Genomic DNA, 22073 nt, shown 5'->3' on the forward strand with positions numbered 1-22073 from the left:
GGCGACTTCTCCCTAAGTGAATGAGTGATCAGGCTTGCGGTTCGGCCGGTGCTTCACCGTCGCCAGCGGCGGCAGGGGCAGCGGCTTCCGGACGCGCAGACTTGATCTCTTGCAGGCCCTCGGTGTTGGCGATGACATCGCGCAGCAACTTGTCCAGATCATCGTTGCCGTCGAGCTTGGTCAGCAGGTCGCGCAGACGCTGGCGGGCTTCGAACAGGCGTCGCAGCGGCGTGACTTGCTCGACCACTTTCACCGGGTCGAAATCGTCGATGTGCTTGAAGTTGAGCTCGATGTTGAGCTTGCTGTCGTCGCCGGTGAGGGTGTTGGTGACCTGCAGGGTGGCGCGGGGAGCGATCGAGGCGAGCACTTCGTTGAAGTTGTCGCGGTCGATCTCGGTGAAGCGCCGTTCGGTCAGCTTGGGCAGGGCGTTGAGAGGCTTGCCGGAAAGGTCGGCGAGAATGCCCACGACCAGCGGCAATTCTTTTTTCTCGATGGCGTTGCCGATTTCGACGTCGTAGGTAATTTGCACCCGGGGCGGGCGAACCCTGTCGAGCTTGTGCTGAGTACTTTCTGCCATGTTGAGTGACTCCGATGCATGAGCGGGCGCAATGCATCGGGAGGCCCGTTCATCGCTTTCCCTTGCTGGACCGTAGGTTAGAAAGGGTGGCAGATGGACCTGTCGTTCCTTTGACAAACCTTCCTCGTTCGCCGAGTGGGCCGAACTACCCAAGACGCTAGAACAGGTCTATAAAAAAGCAAGGGAAAACCTTTTTAGGACTGTCATGAGAAAAGGAAAATTCATTTTGTTTGCACGTTTTTTTGCCTGCGCCGTGTTCGTGTCCCTCGCCGGGTGTTCGTTTTTCGGGCCACGGGTGGACCTCGACAACCTGACCCTGGATGTCGCGCCAAGGGCCAACGACGACACCCCGATTGCCGTGGATTTCATCGCCGTGAATGACCCCGACCTGCTCAAGCAGCTGTCGGGCATCACCGCCCGCCAGTGGTTCACCGAGCGCGAGCAATACCAGCGCGACTACCGACAGCTGATGACGGTATGGGGCCTGGAGCTGGTGCCGGGGCAATTCATCGACAAACAACCCTTCCCGCTGGGGGGCAAGCGGGCGGCTGGACTTTTGGTCTTCGCCAGCTATAACACTCCCGGAGCCCACCGGTTGCGGCTGGATGACCAGAGCAATGCCTGGCTCAAGTTCGACAGTCGCGAGATGACGCTGGTGGGCGACAGCCCGAACTGAACACCTTGCAAGAACACCGCGTTGCGCGGCGAAACCATGACCTCGAAAGGAATCGTATGAGCCTGTTACCTGATGCGGTTTGCTGGCACGAGGGCATGCAGTTGTTGCCCCAGCATTTTCAGTTGCAAGGGCTGCGGGCCGAGGCGCTGGTGGCGCATTTTGCCCAGGCTTGCAATCCGTGGTTCTGGGGCGTGAACCGCATCGAAGTCGACCCCGGCGCACTCAGTGCCGGGCTGGTGCGGCTGATCAATCTGCAAGCGACGATGCCTGATGGTCTGCCGGTCAATCTGCAGGCGGGTATCGGGCCAAACCTGGAGCTCGACATCGGCGAGGCGATCAATGCCACCGACGATGCGACGGTCACGGTGTACCTCGCGGTCAGTCCGTTGTGGCGCGCCGGGCAGTTGCTGCCGCTCAAGGGGCGGTTGCAATCGGTGGTCGGCGATGCCCTGCCGGATTTGACCAGCGGCGAGTACCCCGAATCGATCACCGTGTGGCGGCCGAACCCGCGCTTGTGCACGCAGTTGAACAAGGCCGATTCCATCTGCTTGCCACTCCTGAAGATCCGCAAAGAGGGCGGCGGGTTCATTCCGTTGCCGTACACACCCCCGACGCCAATCCTGTTGCCGGAATCCGTGATTGGTCGGCGAGTCGCCGGTTTGTGCGCCAGGGCCCGGGAGAAATGCATGTTCCTCGGCGGCCGTTTGCGTCAGGCCCAGCAGGCCGGCAATCAGGATGACGTGCTGGAAATCCGTCGCCAGTTGACCGCGCTGTGGGCCCGGCTGCCGGAGGTCGAAGGTTCGCTGAGTAGCCGCCAGGCCAACCCGCAAACCCTGTATGGCGGGTTGCTCGGACTGGCCGGAGCCTGGTCGGCGCTGGACCCGTTGGCCGGTGTCCCGCCGTTCGCGCCGCTGGATTTCCTGGAGCTGCAACGGGGCTATGAAGCGGTCCTCGACTGGCTGGAGAAAACCCTTGAACTGATCCGCGCCGGCTATCGCAGCCTGCCGTTTGCCCGCAGCGAACAGAGCTTCTCGATTCAGCTACCCGACGATCAGCCGAGCCAGCGCCTGGTGATCGGTTTGCGCATGCCCAACGGCGTCGGCGAGCAGGCGGCCAGCGAATGGCTGAGCGGCGCGATCATCGCGTCGCAGCCGCACATCCCGTTGCTCAGCCGCCAGCGCATGAGCGGTTTGGCGCATCAGGCCATGAGCCGCAACGAGCAAGTGGCCTACAGCGTCGGCGACGATACGCGGTTGTTTGTGGTGACGGCCGAAGGCCAATGGTTCGACGGGCAGTTGCCGTTGCTGATTGCCGCGCCGGCCTCCAAGCCTGCGAGCAGTCCATGGCAAGTGGTGTTGTTTGTGGCCCAGGCCAGTGAAAGTGCTTGATCAAGGAAGGGGCGTCGTATGTCTGAAGGGAATGCCGGGGCGGGTACACGGGGCCTCCACGAAGCACCGCTGAGCAGCGCCTTTCGCCAGGCCTGGTTGCAATGGTCCGAGGAATGGAATCAGTTGCCCAAGGACAGTGATGAAGCGGTGCTGGTCGAGGCCGTGGTCGAGCTGTCCACGCAAATTTCCCAGCGCTTGTGGCGCACCGCGTTCGCCCGGGTCGGCGATGCGGCGACCGAGCAGGTCAAGGCGCTGGTCTATGCCTTTGTCGCACTGATCGATGAAACCCTGCTGTTCACCCCATGGCCGGGCCAGTCCGCCTGGCAGGACAAACCCCTGGAATCGCGGATGTACGCCAGTCGTCAGGCCGGGGAACGACTGCCATCCGCGATCAAGGAGTTGCTGGACGAGCAAATTCACACGACCCGCGACCTCGCCAATGTCTATTTGCAGTGCCTGGTGCTCGGATTTCAAGGACGGCTGCGGGGCGAACACAGTCAGGTCCAGCATGAGAAATTGCGCCTGGCCCTGTTCACATTTGCCTGGCAGCACGAACCGGATTATGCCGACGTCAGCACCCGGCTCGCGCAGCCCGCGACGGTGCCGCCGGTGCAGTTGCCGGTGCGCCTGTCGTTGCCTGATGGCTTTCGCCTCGGCTTGGGGATTCTCGCCATGGTGCTGTTGCTGACCGGGCTGGGGCAGTTGTTCTGGCGCGATATCCGCCAGGAACTGGAGCCGGTGTTGCAGATGACCGACTCGGTCGCCGCGTCGGAGCAAGACTCATGAGCACCCTGCAGATTATCGGTCTGGTCATCGCGCTGCTGGTGCTGTTGGCGCTTATCGTCGTGGCGGTCTGGTGGTTGCGCACCCAGAGCGGGGCGGCGATCCGCAGTTTTTATGCCGCCGTGCGCCACATGGAACAGGAGCAGGGCGCGCAGGATCGTTATCAGATTCCGTGGTTGCTGATGCTTGGCAACGAAACCCAGGGCACGCAATTGTGCAGCAAATGGCGCCTGCAACCGACCGACAAACCGGCATGGTTCGGCCGTTGGTGGTCGGATCCCGAAGGCGCGGTGCTGGTGGTGCCGCAAGCACTGTTCCTGCCCGATGAAGGCATGAACCTGCAACGCGGCGGCTGGTGGCGTTTGCTCGGCTTGATCCTGCGCCTGCGCAGCAAACGGCCGCTGGACGGGATTATCTGGACCGTGCCGGTCAGTCGCCTGGGCAATGTCGAGCAGGCGGCGAACCTCGGATTGGCGGCGCGTCGGCGCTTTATCGACTTGCTGCAACGCTTCGGCCTGAGCCTGCCGGTGTACGTGGTGATTACCGGTATGGAAGAACTGCCGGGCTTCCAGGAACTGATCAGTGCGTTGCCGCAAGACAGTCGCGAGCGCCCGCTGGGCTGGTCTTCGCCCCACGGCCCCGACACTATGTGGCAATCCCAATGGAGCGATCAGGCGCTGGATCAGGTCAACCGTGCCCTGGCGGAATCGATCATCGAACTCGGCACGTTGTCCGGGCATTTGAGTGGCGAGTTGTATGGTTTGCCGGAGCGCCTGGAAGCCTTGCGCCGCAACCTGCAAACCCTGTTGGAACCGGTATTCCAGGGCAACGCCCAAGGCGAGGCCCCGCGTTTTCGCGGGGTGTATTTCACCGCTAATCAGCCCTCGGAAGATGCCCTCGACGGGTTTTCCGCCGATGATAGCGGTCTGCAACAGAGCGTCTTCGCCCGGCAATTGTGGCAGCGCCGAGTGGTCGCCGAGCGAGGGCTGGCCCAAGTCGTGCCGCGCCTGTTGCGCCTGCGTCAGCGCTGGCAACGCCTGACCGGCGGGATCGCGCTGGTGATCGGGGTGATCTGGATCGCCGGCATGCTCTGGGTCTGGCAGGACTCGGTCAAGGATGCCCATGAACTGTCGCGCCTGCTGCAAGGCGCACAAAAGAATTACGTCGCGGTCACCGATGAATCCCATCGGCAGGACGCGACCCGGCGTAATGTCCAGGGTTTCTGGCGGGTGCTGGAGAAGGCGCCGCGCTGGACCTTCACCTCCCTGGCGTTTCCCACCTCCTGGTTCTCGTCTCTGGACGTGCAACTGGAAAACGAACTGCGCACCACGGCCCAGAGCCATTTGCTGGTGCCGTTGCACGAACTGTTGACCACGGAACTGGCGCAACTCAAGACCATCCGCAACACCGAGCGCCGGGGCAATGTGGAAAGCGAAGACCCGGCGCAATGGCAAAACTACGTCAAGGCCAAGGACCTGGTGGCGCGCGCAGTCCGTCTGGAGCAACAGAACCAGTGGTTCAATCAGGCCTTGAACAACCCCAAGGCACCGCTGGAAGACCTGGTGTCTCTGAGCAATAACGCGTTGTCCCTGAACCTCAACGTCGGCACGTTGCGGCGCGCGGCTTTTTACAATCGGGTGTTGCTGGATGCCGATGACGGCAACCTGAAACCGCTGGATTTGACCGTGGAGCGCCCGGCGATCGAGGAAAACTTTTCCGGGTTGATGGAGCGCTGGCTGGATCAGTATTTCCTCGCCGACAACTTCGTGCGCCAGGCCGGCTATCTCAAGTTGCACCTGGAACGACTGGAGGCCGGGGGTGGTAATTCCCTGACCGAACTTGAGGACCTGCGTGCGCTGATCGACGATTTGCAAGCACTGATCGGCCTGACCAACTCGGCGTGGAGTCGCGGCAAGGGCCAGGACCTGGTGCCCGGTTACCGCGAGATGATGGACAAGGTGCGCCAAAGCGTCTTGCTCGGGCCGCAGGTCGAGCAGGCACTGGATCAACAAGCTTCGAAGTTGCAGCAGAGTTTTCGCGATCAGTGGATCGCCCAGGCCGGTTCCCGGGGCAACTTGCTGGTGCAACAAGGCAGCGGCCAGTTGGTGTTGCAGGAGCATGTCAGTCAGTTGAATAACGCGGTGCAGGCGTTGTTCAAGCGTGACTTCGTGGCGATTGCCTTGCGTGCGGATGAGTCTGAGGACGTGCAGGGGCAAAACGTCGATGGCGATGACCTCAACGGCGCACTGAATTATTTCGCCAGTTACAAGAGTTACGCCGCCGAGGAACTGCCGCGCATTCCGCCGGCCTATCGCGGCGCCGTGCTGGCCGCCGCCGAGGGCGCGGTGGCCAAGGCCATGTGGCTGAGCCTCAAGGACCACAGTGACCAATCCCATGCCTACGGGGTGTTCAACGTGCAGGCGCCGCAAGCGGTGGCTTTGCAGAAAGCCTTTATCGATTTGCGCCGTGGCGACCTGGCGACGCGCCTGCAAAGTGCCTTGAACCGTCGCGCCATGGATCAAGTGGTCGGTGGTCTCGGTGAAATCACCGCACAACCGCTGTTCAGCGGGCGCACCGAAATCAGCCAGTGGGACGGCTCGAAAAACCTCGGCCTGCAACTGTATGGCGCCAGCGATGTGCAGGATTTGAAGCTGAGCCTCAAGCAACAATTCAACACCATGCTTGGCATCACCGAACGGCGCACCTCGGCGCTGGAATGGCTGAAAACCCAGCAGCAGAATCTCTCGGCGCTGGATTACGAGCGGGTGACGCAATTCAGCGCCCTCAACGACGAACTGCTCAAGTACAAGGATGCGAACCCCGCCAGTTCACCGGCGCAGATCGAGCAATTGGTCAGCCGCGACTTCATCGAAATGGACACCACGTCCTGCGGCCAGATCCTGCAAACCGCCAGCCTCTCCGGCGGACGCGGCACGCTGGCCATGCGTGCCCTGGAATTGCAGCAAACCGCCATGCAGCGCTGCCAGATGCTGCAACAGCAACAGGCCTCTGCGGCGTGGAATGACCTGGCCAACTACTTCAACCAATACCTGGCCGAGCGCTTTCCGTTTGCCAATGGTGTGCAGGCCACCGACGCCGACCCGGCGCGGGTCCAGCATTTCCTTGAGCTGATCGACAAGCGCCTGCCGGTGGCCCAGGCCGGTTTGGTGTTGAGCCAGACCCCGGAACGCCTGGCTGCCGAAGACTTTCTCAACCGTTTGAAGCAGGCCAGTACCTGGCTGACGCCGATGTTTGTGCGGGACAAAAGCGGCATCCTCGGGGTGGAACTGGACGTGCGCTGGCGCACCGATCGCGAGGAAGAGCGGGGCGCCGATCAAGTCATCGCCTGGAGCTTGAATGCCGGCAATCAGCAAATCAGCTATCCCAGCGAGGCCCAACCGAACCTGCGCTGGATGGTCGGGCAACCGGTGCGGCTGACCTTGCGTTGGGCGCGCAATGGCTCCCAGCGTCCGGCCAACGATCAATTGCAACCGAACCTGGTGGTGCGGGATCTCGAGGCCGGTTGGGAGTATGGCGGCCCGTGGTCGTTGCTGCGCCTGATGCGTTCGCACCAGTCGGTGACACGCCAACCGAACATGGATTTCACGGACTTTCCGCTGATCTTGCGCCTGCCGGTCACCGCGCAATCGAGCACGGCTGAGCAGACGCTGATGTTTGTGCGCCTGTCGTTGATGAGCCAGGGTTCGAAGCTGCCGCTGTCCATTCAACCGCTGCCGACCCGTGCGCCGCGCTCACCGTTCATGCAGACCCGGGCGACTGCGTCGACCACCGCCATGACTCAGGAGGAGGGCCTTTGAATATGCCTTCGACACCGCTGCCGGAACTGATTGACCGCTTGCTGGAACCGATCAGCAGCGAGGCGCCCTGTGGTCAGGATTTGCGTTATGAACGTGAATTCGACCAGGCCCGGGAGTTACGGCGGGAGGACGATACGAGCCTGCCGACCGGGGTTTGGCAATCGTCGATCAAACGCGCGCAATGGCCGGAGCTGGAAAAACTGACCACCAGCCTGCTGCTGGAGCGCAGCAAAGACTTGATGCTGAGTGCCTGGCTCGGCGAGGCGTGGTTGCATCAGGACGGTCTGGAAGGCTTGCCGGGCAGTCTGGCGCTGGTCGCCGGGTTGTGCGAGCGCTATCCCGAACAGCTTCACCCGCAGGCGGAGGACGGTGATCAGTCGTGGCGGGTGATTCCGCTCGAATGGCTGGCCCGGCGCTACACCGAAGTGCTGCTGACCCGGGTGCCGCTGCTGGAACCGCGTAACGGCGAATTCGATGGTTTGTGCCTGGACGCCTGGCGGCGGTTGCAGGTGCAGCAGGTGCAGACCAATGACAGCAAGGTCGCGAAAACCTCGGCGGAAAACGCCCGGGGCGAACAGAAGAAAATCACCGAACAGATTCGCGCCACGCCGTTGTCCTTCTGGTTGCACAGCCAGGGCAGCTTGTTGTTGAGCTTGCAGCATCTGCAACGGCTGGAAACCTGGAGCGACGCCTACCTCGGCGACCAGGCACCGGGGTTCAAAGGCTTGCAGGACGTCATCACGGCGTTATTGACGCTGGTTCAGGAGTTCATCGCCATGCACCCACGACAATCCACCGAGGTTCCCGTTGAAGCCGCGCCGGTGGTGGCCTCGGGGCCTGCCGATGTGGCCGTGGCGCCTCAGGTTTTTCGTGAACCCGCGAGTCGCGAAGAGGCGTATCGGCAACTGTTGTTGATCGCCGAATACCTGGCCCGCACCGAACCCCACAGCCCGGTGCCGTACTTGATTCGGCGAGGAGTGGAGTGGGGGAACAAGCCGCTGAGTGAACTGCTGGGAGAACTGATTTCGGCGGACGCTGAGTCTCGGCGGCTGTGGACTCTACTCGGCGTTCTCTAGCTTTTGTGGGAGCGAGCCTGCTCGCGAAAGCGGTTTTACAGCCAACATTGATGTTGAATGTGATGGCCTCTTCGCGAGCAGGCTCACTCCCACAGTTGTTTGGTGGTGAGTCGGGAATTTGCGTACACCACATTCCCCTGTGGGAGCGGGCTTGCTCGCGAAGGCGGTGCATCAGTCAACGATGATGTCGACTGGCACGGCCTCTTCGCGAGCAAGCCCGCTCCCACAGGGGTATATGTTTAGTCTCAGACCATCCGGCTAATCACAGATATCGGCAACGCAACCGGCGTCAACACCGGTTGGTTGGCAAAGAACGCCACCAGGTTTTTGCCCACCAACTCGACGGTGCCTTGGGTCGCTTCCGGGGAAAACCCGGCGACATGAGGCGTCAGGATCACGTTGGTCAGGGCCTTGAGGGCATCGGGCACTTTGGGTTCGTGGTCGAACACATCCAGCGCGGCGCCGCCAATGCGCCGTTGTTCCAGCGCACTGATCAGGTCCGCCGTGACCACAACGCTGGCCCGGGCAATGTTGACCAAAAAGCCCTTGGGCCCCAGCGCATCCAGCACCTGGCGGTTGATCAAGTGCTGCGTGCCCACGCCGCCGGGCGTCGCGACGATCAAAAAGTCCGAAGCCCGGGCCAGTTCCGTCGGCGTCGAGCAGTATTTGTAAGGCGTGTCGCTGCGGTGCTGGCGATTGTGATAACTCACGCTCATGTCGAAACCGTTGGCCGCACGCTTGGCGATGGCCATGCCGACCGCCCCCAGCCCAAGAATGCCCAGGCGTTTGCCGGCCAGGGACGGGCGCATGATTTTGGGCCACTCGCCACGGCGCACGGCGGCATCGGCCCGGGGAATGTCGCGCACCAGCGACAACAACAACGCCATCGCGTGATCCGCCACCGACGAGGCATTCACCCCGGCACCATTGGTCACGGTGATGCCACGGTCGCTGGCCGCTTGCAGGTCGACGTGTTCGTACCCGGCACCGATCACGCAGATGATCTTCAGGGCGGGCAGGTCGGCAATCTCTTCAGCGTACAAACCCAGCGGACCGCGAGTCAGTACGGCATCGATGCGCGAACCGTGGGAAGCAATCGCTTGGGCACGCTCGGCGGGCGTCGGCGCCAGAATCAGGTGAAAGCCTTGATGTTCGAGAATCGGCAAATAGTCATTGATGGTTTCAACCAATACCAGGACGGTTGCAGTCATGCTGGGCTCCTGTGGGCATCGAAATGTCGGGGGCTCGAAAGTCGTTTCAGATTGCTGATTCCAGAGCGGTTTGGCAATTAACAACGATCATAGGCTATGGGTTGACGCGTTGCTGGACGGAGTGCCTCGTATCCGACGCCTTGCAGGGACGATCCGTTGGAGCGCAGCTTGCTTGCGATGGCGGTCTTGAGGACGCCATCGCGAGCAAGCCTTACTCCTACAGGGGCTGAGTTGCCGGTTCTTCGTTGGTGTCGTCCACCGTCAGAAACGCCCGCGTCGCCTCAAGGATTTCCTCGGACAAGGCATCCCCGCGAGTGGCGCGGGCTAGGGTCAGGGCGCCGACCATCAGCGAATAATCCACCAACGCCCGTTGCCGATTGGCGTCGGGCTGATCTGCGCCCATCAGCGGCGTGAGCATTTGCAGCAAGGCTTCCAGGCCCTGGGTGTAGGTCTGGTGCAAACCGCTTTCTGCCGTTTCGTGGCACATGTCGCCGGCAAACGCGGTCACCGGGCAGCTTTCCCCCGGATTGTCGCGATTGGCCACCGACAGGTACGGCGCGATGATGCTGGCGCGGGCGGAGAGGGGGTCGCTGCTGTCGTCGATTCTCTGCTTCCAGCGCTCCAGCGATTGGCTGAACGCCCGGCTGCAGGCCTCTTGCGCCAGGGCTTCCTTGGACTCGAAGTGCCCGTAGAACCCGCCGTGGGTCAGGCCGGCGGCGCCCATCACATCGACGACGCTGATCCCGTGCAGGCCGCGCTCACGAAACAGCCGCGTGGCGGCCTCGACGATGATTTCGCGGTTGAGTTCGGCTTGCTTGCGGGAGACTCGAGGCATGGGTAGCTCACATTCTTTAAACGTATCGATGACCGGCATCTTAGGGAACTGCCGGCGCCGTGTCTGCCCGACAGCGTTACACGTCAGATCGTTCAGCCCGCAAATTGACCGATGCCATTACCGAACGACCAGTTTTCACGATTGACCTCCACCAGATTGATAAACACATCTTCCAGGCGCACGCCCAGTTCGGTATTCAGGCTCTCAGCGATGGTCTTGTAGAGCAGTTTTTTCAGCTCGGTGGTGCGACCTTCCATTAGCGTGATCTGAATGATCACCAACCCGTCGGTGCGGTTGATGCCCATGAAAGTCGGGTCGTAGATGAAGTGGTTTTCATCGTGTTCGGCGAGGATCTGGAAGTTGTCGTTCTCGGGAACGTTGATGGTGCTGTGCATGGCCGCGTAGATCAGTTTGCCGACACGCTTGGCGAAGGTTGGGTCCTGGTGTTTTTTGATGTCGATGCGAACGAGTGGCATGGGAAGGCTCCGCGAGTGAGGCTGCCGGTCAGCAGGTGAGATCGAAAATACATGACGGCTGTCTTTTATTGAATAGATTTTTTGAAACATCTATTAACTCCCGACGCAAGGACAGCAGTGATCCAATGTAGGAGCGGGCTTGCTCGCGAATGCGGTGTGTCAGTCGACATCACTGTTAACTGGCTCAACGCCTTCGCGAGCAAGCCCGCTCCCACAGGTCTTTGAGTAGCTCCCACAGGGTGATCGAGCCTCAATCTTCATCTGATCCGCACAACCACTCCTCAGCTAAGTCTTTGCTTCTGCTCATTAATCCCGGACAATCGCGCCCCTGTTTCGGCCAGGGCGCTGCCTGTCGGGTTTTTCCGACTCGTCCTGGTCGGGTAGCAACTGACCGGAATGCGGAGATCCCACCGGATGAATGATCAGGCCAATAGCGTCGATGAACGCTATGTAGCGGCGAAACCAGTAGTCCTTGAAAGCTGGAATCGCCAAGACACCACCTGGATGCTGGGCCTGTTTGGCACGGCGATCGGGGCTGGCACGTTGTTTTTGCCAATCAACGCGGGCTTGGGCGGCTTTTGGCCGTTGCTGGTCCTGGCGGTGCTGGCGTTCCCGATGACGTTCTACGCCCACCGTGGCCTGACCCGTTTCGTGTTGTCCGGGCGCGAAGGCGCGGACATCACCGAAGTGGTGGAAGAACACTTCGGCATCAAGGCCGGTGCACTGATCACCCTGCTGTACTTCTTCGCGATCTTCCCGATCCTGCTGATCTACAGCGTGGCGCTGACCAACACCGTCGGCAGCTTCCTTGAACACCAACTGCACATCATGCCGCCGCCACGGGCGATTCTGTCGTTCGTGCTGATCCTCGGCCTGCTGGCAGTGGTGCGCTGCGGCGAGCAGGTGATCGTCAAGGCCATGAGCCTGATGGTCTACCCGTTCATCGTCGCGCTGCTGTTCCTGGCGGTGTTCCTGATTCCACACTGGAACGGCGGCATCCTCAGCACCGCGTCCACGCTGCCTGAACCGTCGGCGTTGCTGCACACGTTGTGGCTGGCGATTCCGGTGATGGTGTTCTCGTTCAACCACTCGCCGATCATCTCGGCGTTTGCGGTGGACCAGAAGCGTCGCTATGGCGAACACGCTGAAGAGCGCAGCTCGCAGATCCTGTCCCGCGCCCACGCCTTGATGGTGGTGATGGTGCTGTTCTTCGTCTTCAGTTGCGTGCTGACCCTGTCCCCGGCGCAACTGGCCGAAGCCAAGGCGCAGAATCTGTCGATCCTGTCCTACCTGGCCAACCACTTCAGCAACCCGACCATCGCCTTCGCGGCGCCGTTGATTGCTTTCGTGGCGATTTCCAAGTCGTTCCTGGGCCACTACATCGGCGCCAGCGAAGGCTTGAAAGGCCTGATCGTCAAGAGTGGCAAGCGTCCGTCGCCAAAAGCCCTGGACCGGATGACTGCCGCGTTCATGCTGGTGGTGTGCTGGATTGTCGCGACCCTGAACCCGAGCATCCTCGGCATGATCGAAACCCTCGGTGGCCCGGTCATCGCGGCGATCCTGTTCCTGATGCCGATGTACGCGATCCGCAAAGTACCGGCCATGGCGCGCTATCGTGGCCAGGCGTCCAACGTGTTTGTCACGGCGGTGGGTTTGGTGGCGATTTCGGCGTTGATTTATTCGCTGACGGCCTGACGCCACAACCCTGTGGGAGCGGGCTTGCTCGCGAAAGCGGTGTGTCATTCAGCAGTGATGTTGGCTGATACACCGCCTTCGCGAGCAAGCCCGCTCCCACAGGTGATCTTCATACAGGCATAAAAAACGCCGCTCCCTGCAAAAGGGGGCGGCGTTTTTTTATGGCATACGCCATGACCCAAAGCACACGTCGAACCCGATAAACGGCTAACCTAGAGCCTTCATGGACGCGTCGTAGACGGCCTGTCGATTTCTCTGGAGACGCTTCATGGCTCGTGCGCTATCCCTTGCCGATACCCCGGGCCGTTGGCGAGACCTGTTGGCCGGGCTGTCGATTGCCGGTTTGCTGTTGCCGGAGGCGGTGGCTTATTCCAGCATCGCCGCAGTGCCGCCCCAGGCCGGGGTAATTGCGTTGTTTGCCGGTCTGCTGTGTTACGGGCTGTTGGGCACCAGCCGTTTTGCCATCGTTTCCGCGACCTCATCTTCGGCGGCGGTTCTCGCGGCGGCCACCGCCACCTTGGCCAATGGCGATTCTGGCCTGCGCATGACCCTGGCCATCGGCCTGGTGCTGGTCACCGGCGGGTTCTTCCTGCTGGCGGGGCTGTTCAAGCTCGGCAGCGTCACTTCCTTTATCGCCAAACCGGTCCTGCGCGGCTTTGCCTTGGGCCTGGCGGCGACCATTATCCTCAAGCAAGTCGCGAGCATCGTTGACGTGCACCTGAGCAACGGCAACCTGATCCGCTTCGTCCCGCAATTGCTGGAGCAATGGCCGCAATGGAACCGCGTCGGCTTGCTGGTCGCGGCGGTGGCGCTGCTGGTGTTGTGGGTGTGCGCGCGGTTCCGAAGGGTGCCCGGCGGATTGCTGGTAGTAGCGCTCGGCATCGCCGCCGGCCAATGGTTGAACTTGCCGGCGTACGGGGTGGACCTGATCGGCGTGATCGACCTGCGCCTTGAAGTGCCCCGGCTGCCGGTGTTGCCGTTTGCCGACTGGCTGCGCCTGGGGGAATTGGCGTTTGCCATGGTGATGATTCTGTACGCCGAGTCCTACGGCTCGATCAGCTCCTTTGCGCTGAAACATGGCGACCGGGTCTACTCGAACCGCGACCTGCTGGCCCTCGGCGCGGCGAATCTGCTGTCCGGCCTGTTCCATGGAATGCCGGCCGGCGCCGGTTATTCCGCGACCTCGGCCAACGAAGCCGCGGGTGCCGGTTCACGGCTGGCCGGGATGGTAGCGGCAGCGGTGGTGCTGCTGATCGTCCTGACGGTGTTGCCGTACATTGCCCTGACGCCTGAACCGGTGCTGGCTGCGATCGTCATTCATGCCCTGGCGCGAGGCTTGAGTTTGCAGCCATTGGGTCGTTATTTCATCTGGCGTCGTGACCGTGTGTTGGTGATCTGTGCGGTGGCAGCGGTGCTGGTATTGGGCGTGCTGGACGGTTTGCTGGTGGCGGTGGCGATCAGCGTGGTGCTGATGCTCAAGCAGATGTCGTCGGCGGATATTCAAGTGCTGGGGCAAATGGACGGCGGCCATGATTATGTCGATGTGCAACGTCATCCCGATGCCCTGCAAATCCCTGGCGTGCTGATTGTGCGGCCCAGTGAAGCGCTGTTTTTTGCCAATGTGGAACGGATTCTCGGTGGTGCGCTAAGGCTGGCCCGGCATGCCTCGCCGCCGGTGCACACGATCATTCTCAGCCTGGAAGAGTCGCCCGACCTGGACGGCACCAGCATTGAAGCGTTGGAGGCTTTCTTTTTGCAGGTGAGGGCGGAGGACAAGTTGTTGATTTTGGCGCGGCTCAAGCATGAGGCCAAAGCGGTGCTGGCGTTGTTGCCGGCGCAGGAATTGGAGCAGGTGATACTCAGTGGGTTGAGTGTCGATGGTGCAGTGCAGCAAGCCCTCAAGCCATCCACATAACCCTGTGGGAGCGGGCTTGCTCGCGAATGCGGTGTATCAATCATATCATTGCTGGATGACACACCGCATTCGCGAGCAAGCCCGCTCCCACAAGGGGGCGGTGTGAACCCCGCGGGCATAAAAAACGCCGCTCCATCTCGCGATGGGCGGCGTTTTTTATTGCGTTGCAGCGTTAGGCTTGAACGACCGGAATGTTGGCGTTCGCAGCAGCTTCACGGAACTCGGCAATCTGGTCGAAGGACAGGTAGCGGTAAACATCAGCCGCCATGCTGTCGATCTTGCCAGCGTATTCCATGTACTCCTCGACGGTCGGCAGGCGACCCAGGATGGACGCAACGGACGCCAACTCAGCCGAAGCCAGGTAAACGTTCGCGCCGTCACCCAGACGGTTCGGGAAGTTACGGGTCGACGTCGACACCACAGTCGAGTTCGGCTCTACACGTGCCTGGTTACCCATGCACAGCGAGCAGCCCGGCATTTCCATGCGTGCGCCAGCCTTGCCGTAGATGCCGTAGTAGCCTTCTTCGGTCAGTTGGTGAGCGTCCATTTTGGTCGGCGGCGACAGCCACAGACGGGTTGGCAGCTGACCCTTGACCTGATCCAGCAACTTACCGGCAGCGCGGAAGTGACCGATGTTGGTCATGCACGAACCGATGAACACTTCGTCGATCTTCTCGCCAGCAACGCTGGACAGCAGACGGGCGTCGTCCGGATCGTTTGGTGCGCAGAGCACAGGCTCCTTGATGTCGGCCAGGTCGATCTCGATGATTTCAGCGTATTCGGCGTCAGCATCGGCAACCATCAGCTCAGGGTTGGCAACCCAGGCTTCCATCGCTTGAGCGCGACGTTCCAGAGTACGCGCATCGCCGTAGCCTTCGCCGATCATCCAGCGCAGCAGGGTGATGTTGGAGTTCAGGTACTCGGTGATCGACTCTTTCGACAGCTTGATGGTGCAACCGGCAGCCGAACGTTCAGCCGAAGCGTCGGACAGCTCGAAAGCTTGTTCGATGCTCAGGTTGTCCAGGCCTTCGATTTCCAGAATGCGGCCGGAGAAGGCGTTCTTCTTGCCTTTCTTCTCGACGGTCAGCAGGCCAGCCTGAATCGCGAAGTAAGGAATGGCGTGAACCAGGTCTCGCAGGGTAACGCCCGGTTGCATCTTGCCTTTGAAGCGCACCAGGATCGATTCCGGCATGTCCAGCGGCATAACGCCGGTGGCAGCAGCAAACGCAACCAGACCGGAACCGGCCGGGAACGAAATGCCCATCGGGAAACGGGTGTGGGAGTCACCACCGGTACCGACGGTGTCCGGCAGCAGCATGCGGTTCAGCCAGCTGTGGATGATGCCGTCGCCCGGACGCAGGGAAACGCCGCCGCGGGTCATGATGAAGTCTGGCAGGGTGTGGTGGGTGGTCACGTCGATCGGCTTAGGGTAAGCCGCGGTGTGGCAGAAGGACTGCATTACCAGATCGGTCGAGAAGCCCAGGCACGCCAGGTCTTTCAGTTCATCACGGGTCATAGGACCGGTGGTGTCCTGGGAACCGACGGTGGTCATCTTCGGTTCGCAGTAGGTGCCAGGACGAACGCCTTTGCCTTCTGGCAGACCGCACGCCTTGCCGACCATTTTCTGTGCCAGGGTGTAGCCCTTGCCGGTGTCGACAGGTGCTTCAGGCAGTTTGAACAAGTCGGTAGGGCCCAGGCCCAGTTCAGCGCGAGCCTTGTCGGTCAGGCCACGGCCGATGATCAGCGGGATACGGCCGCCGGCACGAACTTCGTCCAACAGAACCGGAGTCTTCATTTCGAAGGTGGTCAGGACTTCGTCGGTGCCGTGTTTGCAGACTTTGCCAGCATGCGGGTACAGGTCGATCACGTCGCCCATGTTCATGTTGGTAACGTCGAACTCGATTGGCAGTGCGCCAGCATCTTCCATGGTGTTATAGAAGATTGGAGCGATCTTGCTGCCGAAGCAGAAACCGCCGGCACGCTTGTTCGGTACGTAAGGAACGTCGTCGCCGAAGAACCACAGAACCGAGTTGGTGGCCGATTTACGCGACGAACCAGTACCGACCACGTCACCGACGTAGGCGATCGGGAAGCCTTGACCGCGCATTTCTTCGATCTGCTTCATCGGGCCGGTGACGCCTTGGACGTCAGGCACGATGCCTTCACGGGCCATTTTCAGCATGGCCAGGGCGTGCAACGGGATGTCCGGGCGGGACCAGGCGTCCGGGGCAGGGGACAGGTCGTCGGTGTTGGTTTCGCCGGTGACCTTGAACACGCGCAGGCTGATCTTGTCGGCCAGGGTCGGACGGTTGCGGAACCACTCGCCGTCAGCCCAGGACTGGATCACGCCTTTGGCGTGTTCGTTGCCATTGCGGGCTTTTTCCGCAACGTCGTGGAACGCATCGAACATCAGCAGGGTGTGCTTGAGTTGAGCGGCAGCGACTGGAGCCAGTTCGGCGCTGTCGAGCAGGTCAACCAGGGTCACGATGTTGTAGCCGCCCTGCATGGTGCCGAGCAGTTCAACCGCGCGCTTCTTGTCGATCAGAGGGGAGGTGGCTTCGCCTTTGGCCAGGGCAGACAGGAAACCGGCCTTTACATAGGCTGCTTCGTCCACGCCAGGTGGAATGCGATTGGTGATCAGGTCAACGAGGAAAGCTTCTTCGCCAGCCGGGGGATTCTTCAGCAGCTCGACCAGGCCTGCAGTTTGTTCGGCGTTAAGCGGCTGGGGAACGATACCCAGTGCTGCACGCTCTTCGATATGTTTGCGGTAGGCTTCAAGCACAGTTATTACCCTCATCAGTGGTCCCAAATGGGTGTCCGGGACGCTCATCCCGAAATTGCCGTACTCATGCGCTGCGTGGCGTTGTGGGCCACTTAGCCAGAATTACCGACAATTCCTTACAGAAGCTGCTTTCAAAGTTTTACGCCTGCAGAACGGGGAGCTGATGAGGGTTGGCGTAGAGCTTTTCCCCGCTGGAAAAACCCTTCGCCAACACCGCTCTGAAGGAACGACTGTGCTCGTGACGCTTTGAAAACAGCTTCTAACGGACATTGGCGCCTTAAAAGGCTGGCTGATTCTACGGCAAAAAAAATATAAACGTAAGTTAGCCCCTGAACTTTGAGGGGTGATCAATGTTAGACAAAGGGCTAACATGCCGACCTGTTCTGCTTTCCCGTGTTTTACCTACCTATGCCCAATCAGACCATCAAAACCCCCTGCGTCGGCCTTTGCTCCACCGTTTACGGTGACCTGGTGTGCCGTGGCTGCAAGCGTTTCCACCACGAAGTGATCAACTGGAACGGTTACAACGAGGAAGAAAAACGTGCGGTGTGGCTGCGTCTGGAGCAACTGCTGTCCCAAGTGATGGCCAGCAAACTGGAAGTTTTCGACCCGCAGCGCCTGCGTTTGCAGCTTGAACAGCGCAAAATCCGTTTTGTGCCGCATCAGTCGGAATATTGCTGGGCCTATCAGTTGATCGCCCGTGGTGCGCGGGTCATCAATAATCTGGAGGCTTACGGGATGGTGTTGATGCCGGAGTTTCGCGACTGGAACCTGCCGGAATTGCGCGATGCCATTGATCGGGAGTTTTTCCTGTTGTCGGAAGCGCATTACCAGCGCTATATCGCACCGGGTTTTTTAAAGGATGCCTTCGGCGGCTGAAAGATTCGCGAGCAGGCTCGCTCCCACATTTGAAATGCATTCCCTTGTGGGAGCGAGCCTGCTCGCGAATCTCCCAGGCGCCGCAAACCTCAATGCCGCGTCACAACCTCCTCAAGATGATCCATGATCTCATCCGGCTTGAGCACCAGCACATCGCTCTCCACCGCATCCAGCACCACTTCCGCCGTATTCCCGATCAACGCCCCGGACAACCCGGACCGCGCCACGGTGCCGATCACGATCACCGCCGCCTGCAGCTTATGCACCATGAACGGAATCAACACATCCGCCGGGCCTTCCTCGATATGCAGGTGATCATCATCAATGTCGAATTCGGCCTGGAACGCCTTGCATTGCTCGCGATAGCGCGCTTGGATGGTTTCGCTGAGCTGAAACGTCGGGTCGGCGGATGACAGCATCGGCGACGGATGGGCGCTGATCACGTGCAACTGCGCCTTCGCCAGGCTGGCGATGTCGTACCCATGATCGACGATGCAGGCATGCAGCGTGCGGTGCTCGCCGTCGGTGTTGCCGACGTCGATGGCCGCCAGAATGACTCCGCCGGTCCAGGGTTTCGAGGTTTTCACCAGCAGCACCGGCGTCGGGCAGTAGCGCAGCAGTTTCCAGTCCGCCGGGGTCAGCAGGGCCTTTTTCAGCGGGCTGTCGGGGTAATGCTGCTTGACCACCAGCCCGCAACCCTCGGCTTGCTGCACATCGACGATGGTTTCGTGCAGGCTTTCGTTCCAGGCCTGCTCGGTGGTGACGCTGTAGCCGTCCTCCACCAGCGCAGCCTTGAGCACGCCCAGCATGGCGCTGTGATCATGCTTGCGATCGCAGACCAGCAAGTGCAGGTGGGCCTGGGTCACGCCCGCGATCAGCTTGGCCCGCTTGAGCGCCAGGCTTTCCGAGTGCTCGGGTTCGATGACCACCAGAATGCTGCGTATGGCTTGCATGATCGGGATCTCCTGAAAGTAAAAAATGCTGCGTTGGACAACTATAGTTGCTGCCCGGCAACACGGGACTTGATGCATATCAATGGCGGCGACTGGTGGTCTGCCGACAAGCCCGTATAATCGGCGCCCTTCGTTTTGAACCTTTTATCCGTGAGCCCCATGATCCTTCCCGAAATTCACGAGTTCCTCGGCTGCCGCACCCCTGACGGCTGGGTCCAGGCCGCGCTGGCCGATCAGGAAACCTTGCTGATCGACCACAAGAACTGCGAATTCAAGGCCGCCAGCACGGCGTTGAGCCTGATCGCCAAGTACCACTCCCACGTCGATTTGATCAACCTGATGTCGCGCCTGGCCCGGGAAGAACTGGTGCACCACGAACAAGTCATGCGCCTGATGAAAAAGCGCAAGATCGAACTGCGCCAGCTCTCCGCCGGGCGTTACGCTTCGGGCCTGCGCAAAGTGGTGCGCAGCCATGAACCGGTGAAACTGGTGGATACCCTGGTGGTTGGCGCCTTCATCGAAGCTCGCAGTTGTGAGCGTTTCGAGGCGTTGGTGCCGCATCTGGATGAAGAATTGGGCAAGTTCTACTTCGGCTTGCTGAAAAGCGAGGCCCGGCATTTCCAGGGTTATCTGAAGTTGGCGTATCAGTACGGCGACGCCAAGGACATCGCCCAGGTCATCGACCGGGTACGCGCCGCCGAGCAGGAATTGATCGAATCGCCGGATGTGGAATTCCGTTTTCACAGCGGTATCCCAACCGCCGCATAAATCTTACAAACTGTTAAAAACTCTTAAGAGTATGAAACATCACCCAAAACCGGCTCCCATGGCCGGTTTTTGCTGCCTGCCGTCACCGTCCCGCCATCGATTGCCGCCATAATGCCGCCCACTTCAAACAAGGGTTGGCACACGGTCGTTATGGATAACCTGGGTTTTGGCAAGGTTTTGCTGGTGGAAGATGACGAGAAGCTCGCCGGGCTGATCGCGCATTTCCTGTCCCAACATGGCTACGAGGTCCGGGCGGTGCACCGGGGCGATCTGGCGTTGGCCGCGTTCCTGGAATTCAAACCGAAAATCGTCGTGCTCGACCTGATGTTGCCGGGCCAGAGCGGTTTGCATGTGTGCCGCGAGATTCGCAGCGTGTCCGACACGCCCATCGTGATCCTCACGGCCAAGGAAGACGACCTCGACCATATCCTCGGCCTGGAATCCGGCGCCGACGACTATGTGATCAAACCGATCAAACCGCCGGTGCTGCTGGCCCGTCTGCGCGCCCTGCAACGTCGGCAAGTGCCGGAAACCGCCGTGTGCAGCGCCCTGGAGTTCGGTCACTTGAGCATCGACCGCAGCTGCCGCGAAGTGCGCCTGGCGGGCGAGGGCATCGAGCTGACCACCATGGAATTTGAGCTGCTGTGGTTGCTGGCCAGCGCTGCCGGCAAGATCCTGTCCCGGGATGACATCCTCAATCGCATGCGCGGCATCGCGTTCGATGGCCTCAACCGCAGCGTCGACGTCTACATCAGCAAGCTGCGCGCCAAACTCCGGGACAACCCCCGGGAGCCGGTGTGCATCAAGACCGTCTGGGGCAAGGGTTACCTGTTCAATCCGTTCGCGTGGGAGCTTTAAATGCTGCGGTTATTTCTTGGGTTGTATCTGATGTTGGCCGTGGGGCTGGTGTTGGCGTTGCAGACCGTCGAACACACCTTCAACGCACTGCTCGACAACCAGATGCAGGCGTATAACCGTGAGGCCGTGCGAGGGCAGGCGTATTCGCTGGTGGAGCAGATACGCGGACTGGGAGGCCCTGAGCGCGAGCAACAGCTGGAAGCCTTACGCCCGCATTACGGCTTGGGGCTGACCCTGGTCGATGCCGGGCAACTGGCCCTGGACGATCAGGAAAAAAAGCTGTTGGCCGACGGCCTGCTGGTGATTCGGGAAAAGTACACGCAGTTCATTGCCTCGATCGATGGCGGCCCGCAGCTGCTGAGCATCAAGTTGCCGGCGGAACCGAGCCTGATGCCGTTCTACATCACGGCGGCCTACCTGATGCTGGCGGTGCTGATCGGCATCGTGCTGTTCTTCTGGGTGCGACCGCACTGGCGAGACCTGGAAAAACTGCGCCTGGCCGCCGAGCGTTTCGGCGATAACGATTTGTCGTCGCGGATCCAGCTGTCCAAGCGCTCGAACATCCGCGATTTGTCCGAACACTTCAACCTGATGGCCGCGCGCATCGAAGGCCTGATCGCCAATCAACGCGAGCTGACCAACGCGGTGTCCCATGAACTGCGCACGCCGATTGCGCGGTTGTCATTTGAACTCGATCAGCTCAAGCAGCAGCCCGATCCGGCGCAGAACCGCGAATTGATCGCCGACATGTACGCCGACCTCGGCGAACTGGAAGAAATGGTTTCCGAACTGCTGACCTACGCCAGCCTGGAGCGCGGTGCCACGGTGATTACGCGGGAGAATATCCAGGCCAGCAGTTGGCTCGATAGCGTGGTCGGCAGTGTGGCGCTGGAAGCGGAAGCGGCGGGGGTGCAACTGCTGATTGTCGAGTGCCAGATTGACGAAGTGCGGATCGAACCGCGCTTCATGGCTCGGGCGGTGATCAACCTGCTGCGCAATGCCATTCGTTATGCCGCCGGGCGGGTGGAAGTGTCGCTGGTGCGCAGTGGCGATCAGTACGAAGTGCAGGTCAACGATGACGGGCCGGGCGTGCCGGTGGACGGGCGGGAAAAGATTTTCGAACCGTTCTCGCGGCTGGATGCCAGTCGGGATCGGCGCACCGGTGGTTTCGGGCTGGGGTTGGCGTTGGTGCGGCGGGTGTCGCAATCCCATGGCGGGCAGGTCGAAGTGGCGGATTCGCCGTGGGGTGGGGCGTCGTTTCGCATGACCTGGGCGCATCTCGACTAGCTGGGTTGAACCTGCCAACGCCTTCGCGAGCAAGCCCGCTCCCACATTTTGGAATGCATTCCAACTGTGGGAGCGGGCTTGCTCGCGAAGAGGCCA

General features: G+C 60.9%; 17 protein-coding genes. 11 read left to right on the forward strand and 6 right to left on the reverse strand.

What is annotated here, in order from left to right; genetic code table 11:
* Positions 1-28: 28 nt before the first annotated feature.
* Positions 29-577, reverse strand: coding sequence for a type VI secretion system contractile sheath small subunit (gene tssB, locus ACIQY3_RS03085; protein WP_403017128.1), 549 nt, complete (start codon positions 575-577; stop codon positions 29-31).
* 226 nt (positions 578-803) lie between these two features.
* Here tssB and ACIQY3_RS03090 point away from each other — a divergent pair, with 226 nt between their 5' ends.
* From ACIQY3_RS03090 to tssA, 5 genes are read left to right on the forward strand one after another with little or no spacing between them, the layout of a single operon-like run.
* A complete protein-coding gene (locus ACIQY3_RS03090) occupies positions 804-1253 on the forward strand; it encodes a type VI secretion protein (RefSeq protein WP_403017130.1) in 450 nt (149 codons plus the stop codon).
* Between the two features lie 56 nt (positions 1254-1309).
* The gene (gene tssK / locus ACIQY3_RS03095; RefSeq protein ID WP_403017132.1) at positions 1310-2641 is read left to right on the forward strand and encodes a type VI secretion system baseplate subunit TssK; all 1332 of its coding nucleotides are present in this window, start codon (positions 1310-1312) and stop codon (positions 2639-2641) included.
* An 18-nt stretch (positions 2642-2659) separates the two neighbouring features.
* Complete coding sequence (locus ACIQY3_RS03100) at positions 2660-3427, forward strand: DotU family type IV/VI secretion system protein (RefSeq protein ID WP_403017134.1); 768 nt, start codon at positions 2660-2662, stop codon at positions 3425-3427.
* Positions 3424-7242: a type VI secretion system protein gene (locus ACIQY3_RS03105; RefSeq protein ID WP_403017136.1), complete on the forward strand. Its 3819-nt coding sequence runs from the start codon at positions 3424-3426 to the stop codon at positions 7240-7242. The genes ACIQY3_RS03100 and ACIQY3_RS03105 overlap by 4 nt, the downstream gene beginning before the upstream one ends.
* Positions 7239-8318 (forward strand): type VI secretion system protein TssA, encoded by a 1080-nt coding sequence (tssA, locus tag ACIQY3_RS03110; protein WP_403017138.1) that lies wholly within the window; start codon positions 7239-7241, stop codon positions 8316-8318. Before ACIQY3_RS03105 ends, tssA begins: the two co-directional genes overlap by 4 nt.
* A 245-nt stretch (positions 8319-8563) precedes the next feature.
* Here the strand turns inward: tssA and ACIQY3_RS03115 are convergent, their stop codons facing one another.
* The 3 genes from ACIQY3_RS03115 to ACIQY3_RS03125 form a co-directional block, all read right to left on the reverse strand.
* Positions 8564-9529: a 2-hydroxyacid dehydrogenase gene (locus ACIQY3_RS03115; RefSeq protein ID WP_403017140.1), complete on the reverse strand. Its 966-nt coding sequence runs from the start codon at positions 9527-9529 to the stop codon at positions 8564-8566.
* Between the two features lie 217 nt (positions 9530-9746).
* Positions 9747-10364 carry a TetR/AcrR family transcriptional regulator gene (locus tag ACIQY3_RS03120; RefSeq protein ID WP_403017143.1) on the reverse strand — a complete coding sequence of 206 codons (618 nt, stop codon included), beginning with the start codon at positions 10362-10364 and terminating at the stop codon, positions 9747-9749.
* Positions 10365-10456: 92 nt separating this feature from the next.
* The gene (locus ACIQY3_RS03125; RefSeq protein WP_403017145.1) at positions 10457-10840 is read right to left on the reverse strand and encodes a tautomerase family protein; all 384 of its coding nucleotides are present in this window, start codon (positions 10838-10840) and stop codon (positions 10457-10459) included.
* Positions 10841-11254: 414 nt separating this feature from the next.
* Here ACIQY3_RS03125 and ACIQY3_RS03130 point away from each other — a divergent pair, with 414 nt between their 5' ends.
* Positions 11255-12535 carry an HAAAP family serine/threonine permease gene (locus ACIQY3_RS03130; RefSeq protein WP_403017146.1) on the forward strand — a complete coding sequence of 427 codons (1281 nt, stop codon included), beginning with the start codon at positions 11255-11257 and terminating at the stop codon, positions 12533-12535.
* Positions 12536-12803: 268 nt separating this feature from the next.
* Positions 12804-14450, forward strand: coding sequence for a SulP family inorganic anion transporter (locus ACIQY3_RS03135; RefSeq protein WP_403017148.1), 1647 nt, complete (start codon positions 12804-12806; stop codon positions 14448-14450).
* A 172-nt stretch (positions 14451-14622) separates the two neighbouring features.
* Here ACIQY3_RS03135 and acnB read toward each other — a convergent pair whose 3' ends face one another.
* A complete protein-coding gene (gene acnB, locus ACIQY3_RS03140) occupies positions 14623-17232 on the reverse strand; it encodes a bifunctional aconitate hydratase 2/2-methylisocitrate dehydratase (protein ID WP_403017641.1) in 2610 nt (869 codons plus the stop codon).
* Between the two features lie 408 nt (positions 17233-17640).
* Here acnB and ACIQY3_RS03145 point away from each other — a divergent pair, with 408 nt between their 5' ends.
* A complete protein-coding gene (locus ACIQY3_RS03145; RefSeq protein ID WP_008028699.1) occupies positions 17641-18111 on the forward strand; it encodes a DUF1289 domain-containing protein in 471 nt (156 codons plus the stop codon).
* A gap of 89 nt (positions 18112-18200) precedes the next feature.
* Here ACIQY3_RS03145 and ACIQY3_RS03150 read toward each other — a convergent pair whose 3' ends face one another.
* Positions 18201-19064 (reverse strand): universal stress protein, encoded by an 864-nt coding sequence (locus ACIQY3_RS03150; RefSeq protein ID WP_403017150.1) that lies wholly within the window; start codon positions 19062-19064, stop codon positions 18201-18203.
* A 159-nt stretch (positions 19065-19223) separates the two neighbouring features.
* Between ACIQY3_RS03150 and ACIQY3_RS03155 the strand changes: the two genes are divergently transcribed.
* From ACIQY3_RS03155 to ACIQY3_RS03165, 3 genes are all read left to right on the forward strand, one after another.
* Entirely contained in the window at positions 19224-19832 is a 609-nt protein-coding gene (locus ACIQY3_RS03155) for a tRNA-(ms[2]io[6]A)-hydroxylase (protein WP_054047466.1), read from the forward strand.
* Positions 19833-19982: 150 nt separating this feature from the next.
* Positions 19983-20690, forward strand: coding sequence for a winged helix-turn-helix domain-containing protein (locus ACIQY3_RS03160; RefSeq protein WP_054047704.1), 708 nt, complete (start codon positions 19983-19985; stop codon positions 20688-20690).
* Entirely contained in the window at positions 20691-21977 is a 1287-nt protein-coding gene (locus ACIQY3_RS03165) for an ATP-binding protein (RefSeq protein ID WP_403017153.1), read from the forward strand.
* Positions 21978-22073: the final 96 nt, after the last annotated feature.

Origin of the sequence: Pseudomonas sp. NPDC096950, from assembly GCF_044762525.1 — a bacterium.
Classification (GTDB): Bacteria; Pseudomonadota; Gammaproteobacteria; order Pseudomonadales; family Pseudomonadaceae; genus Aquipseudomonas.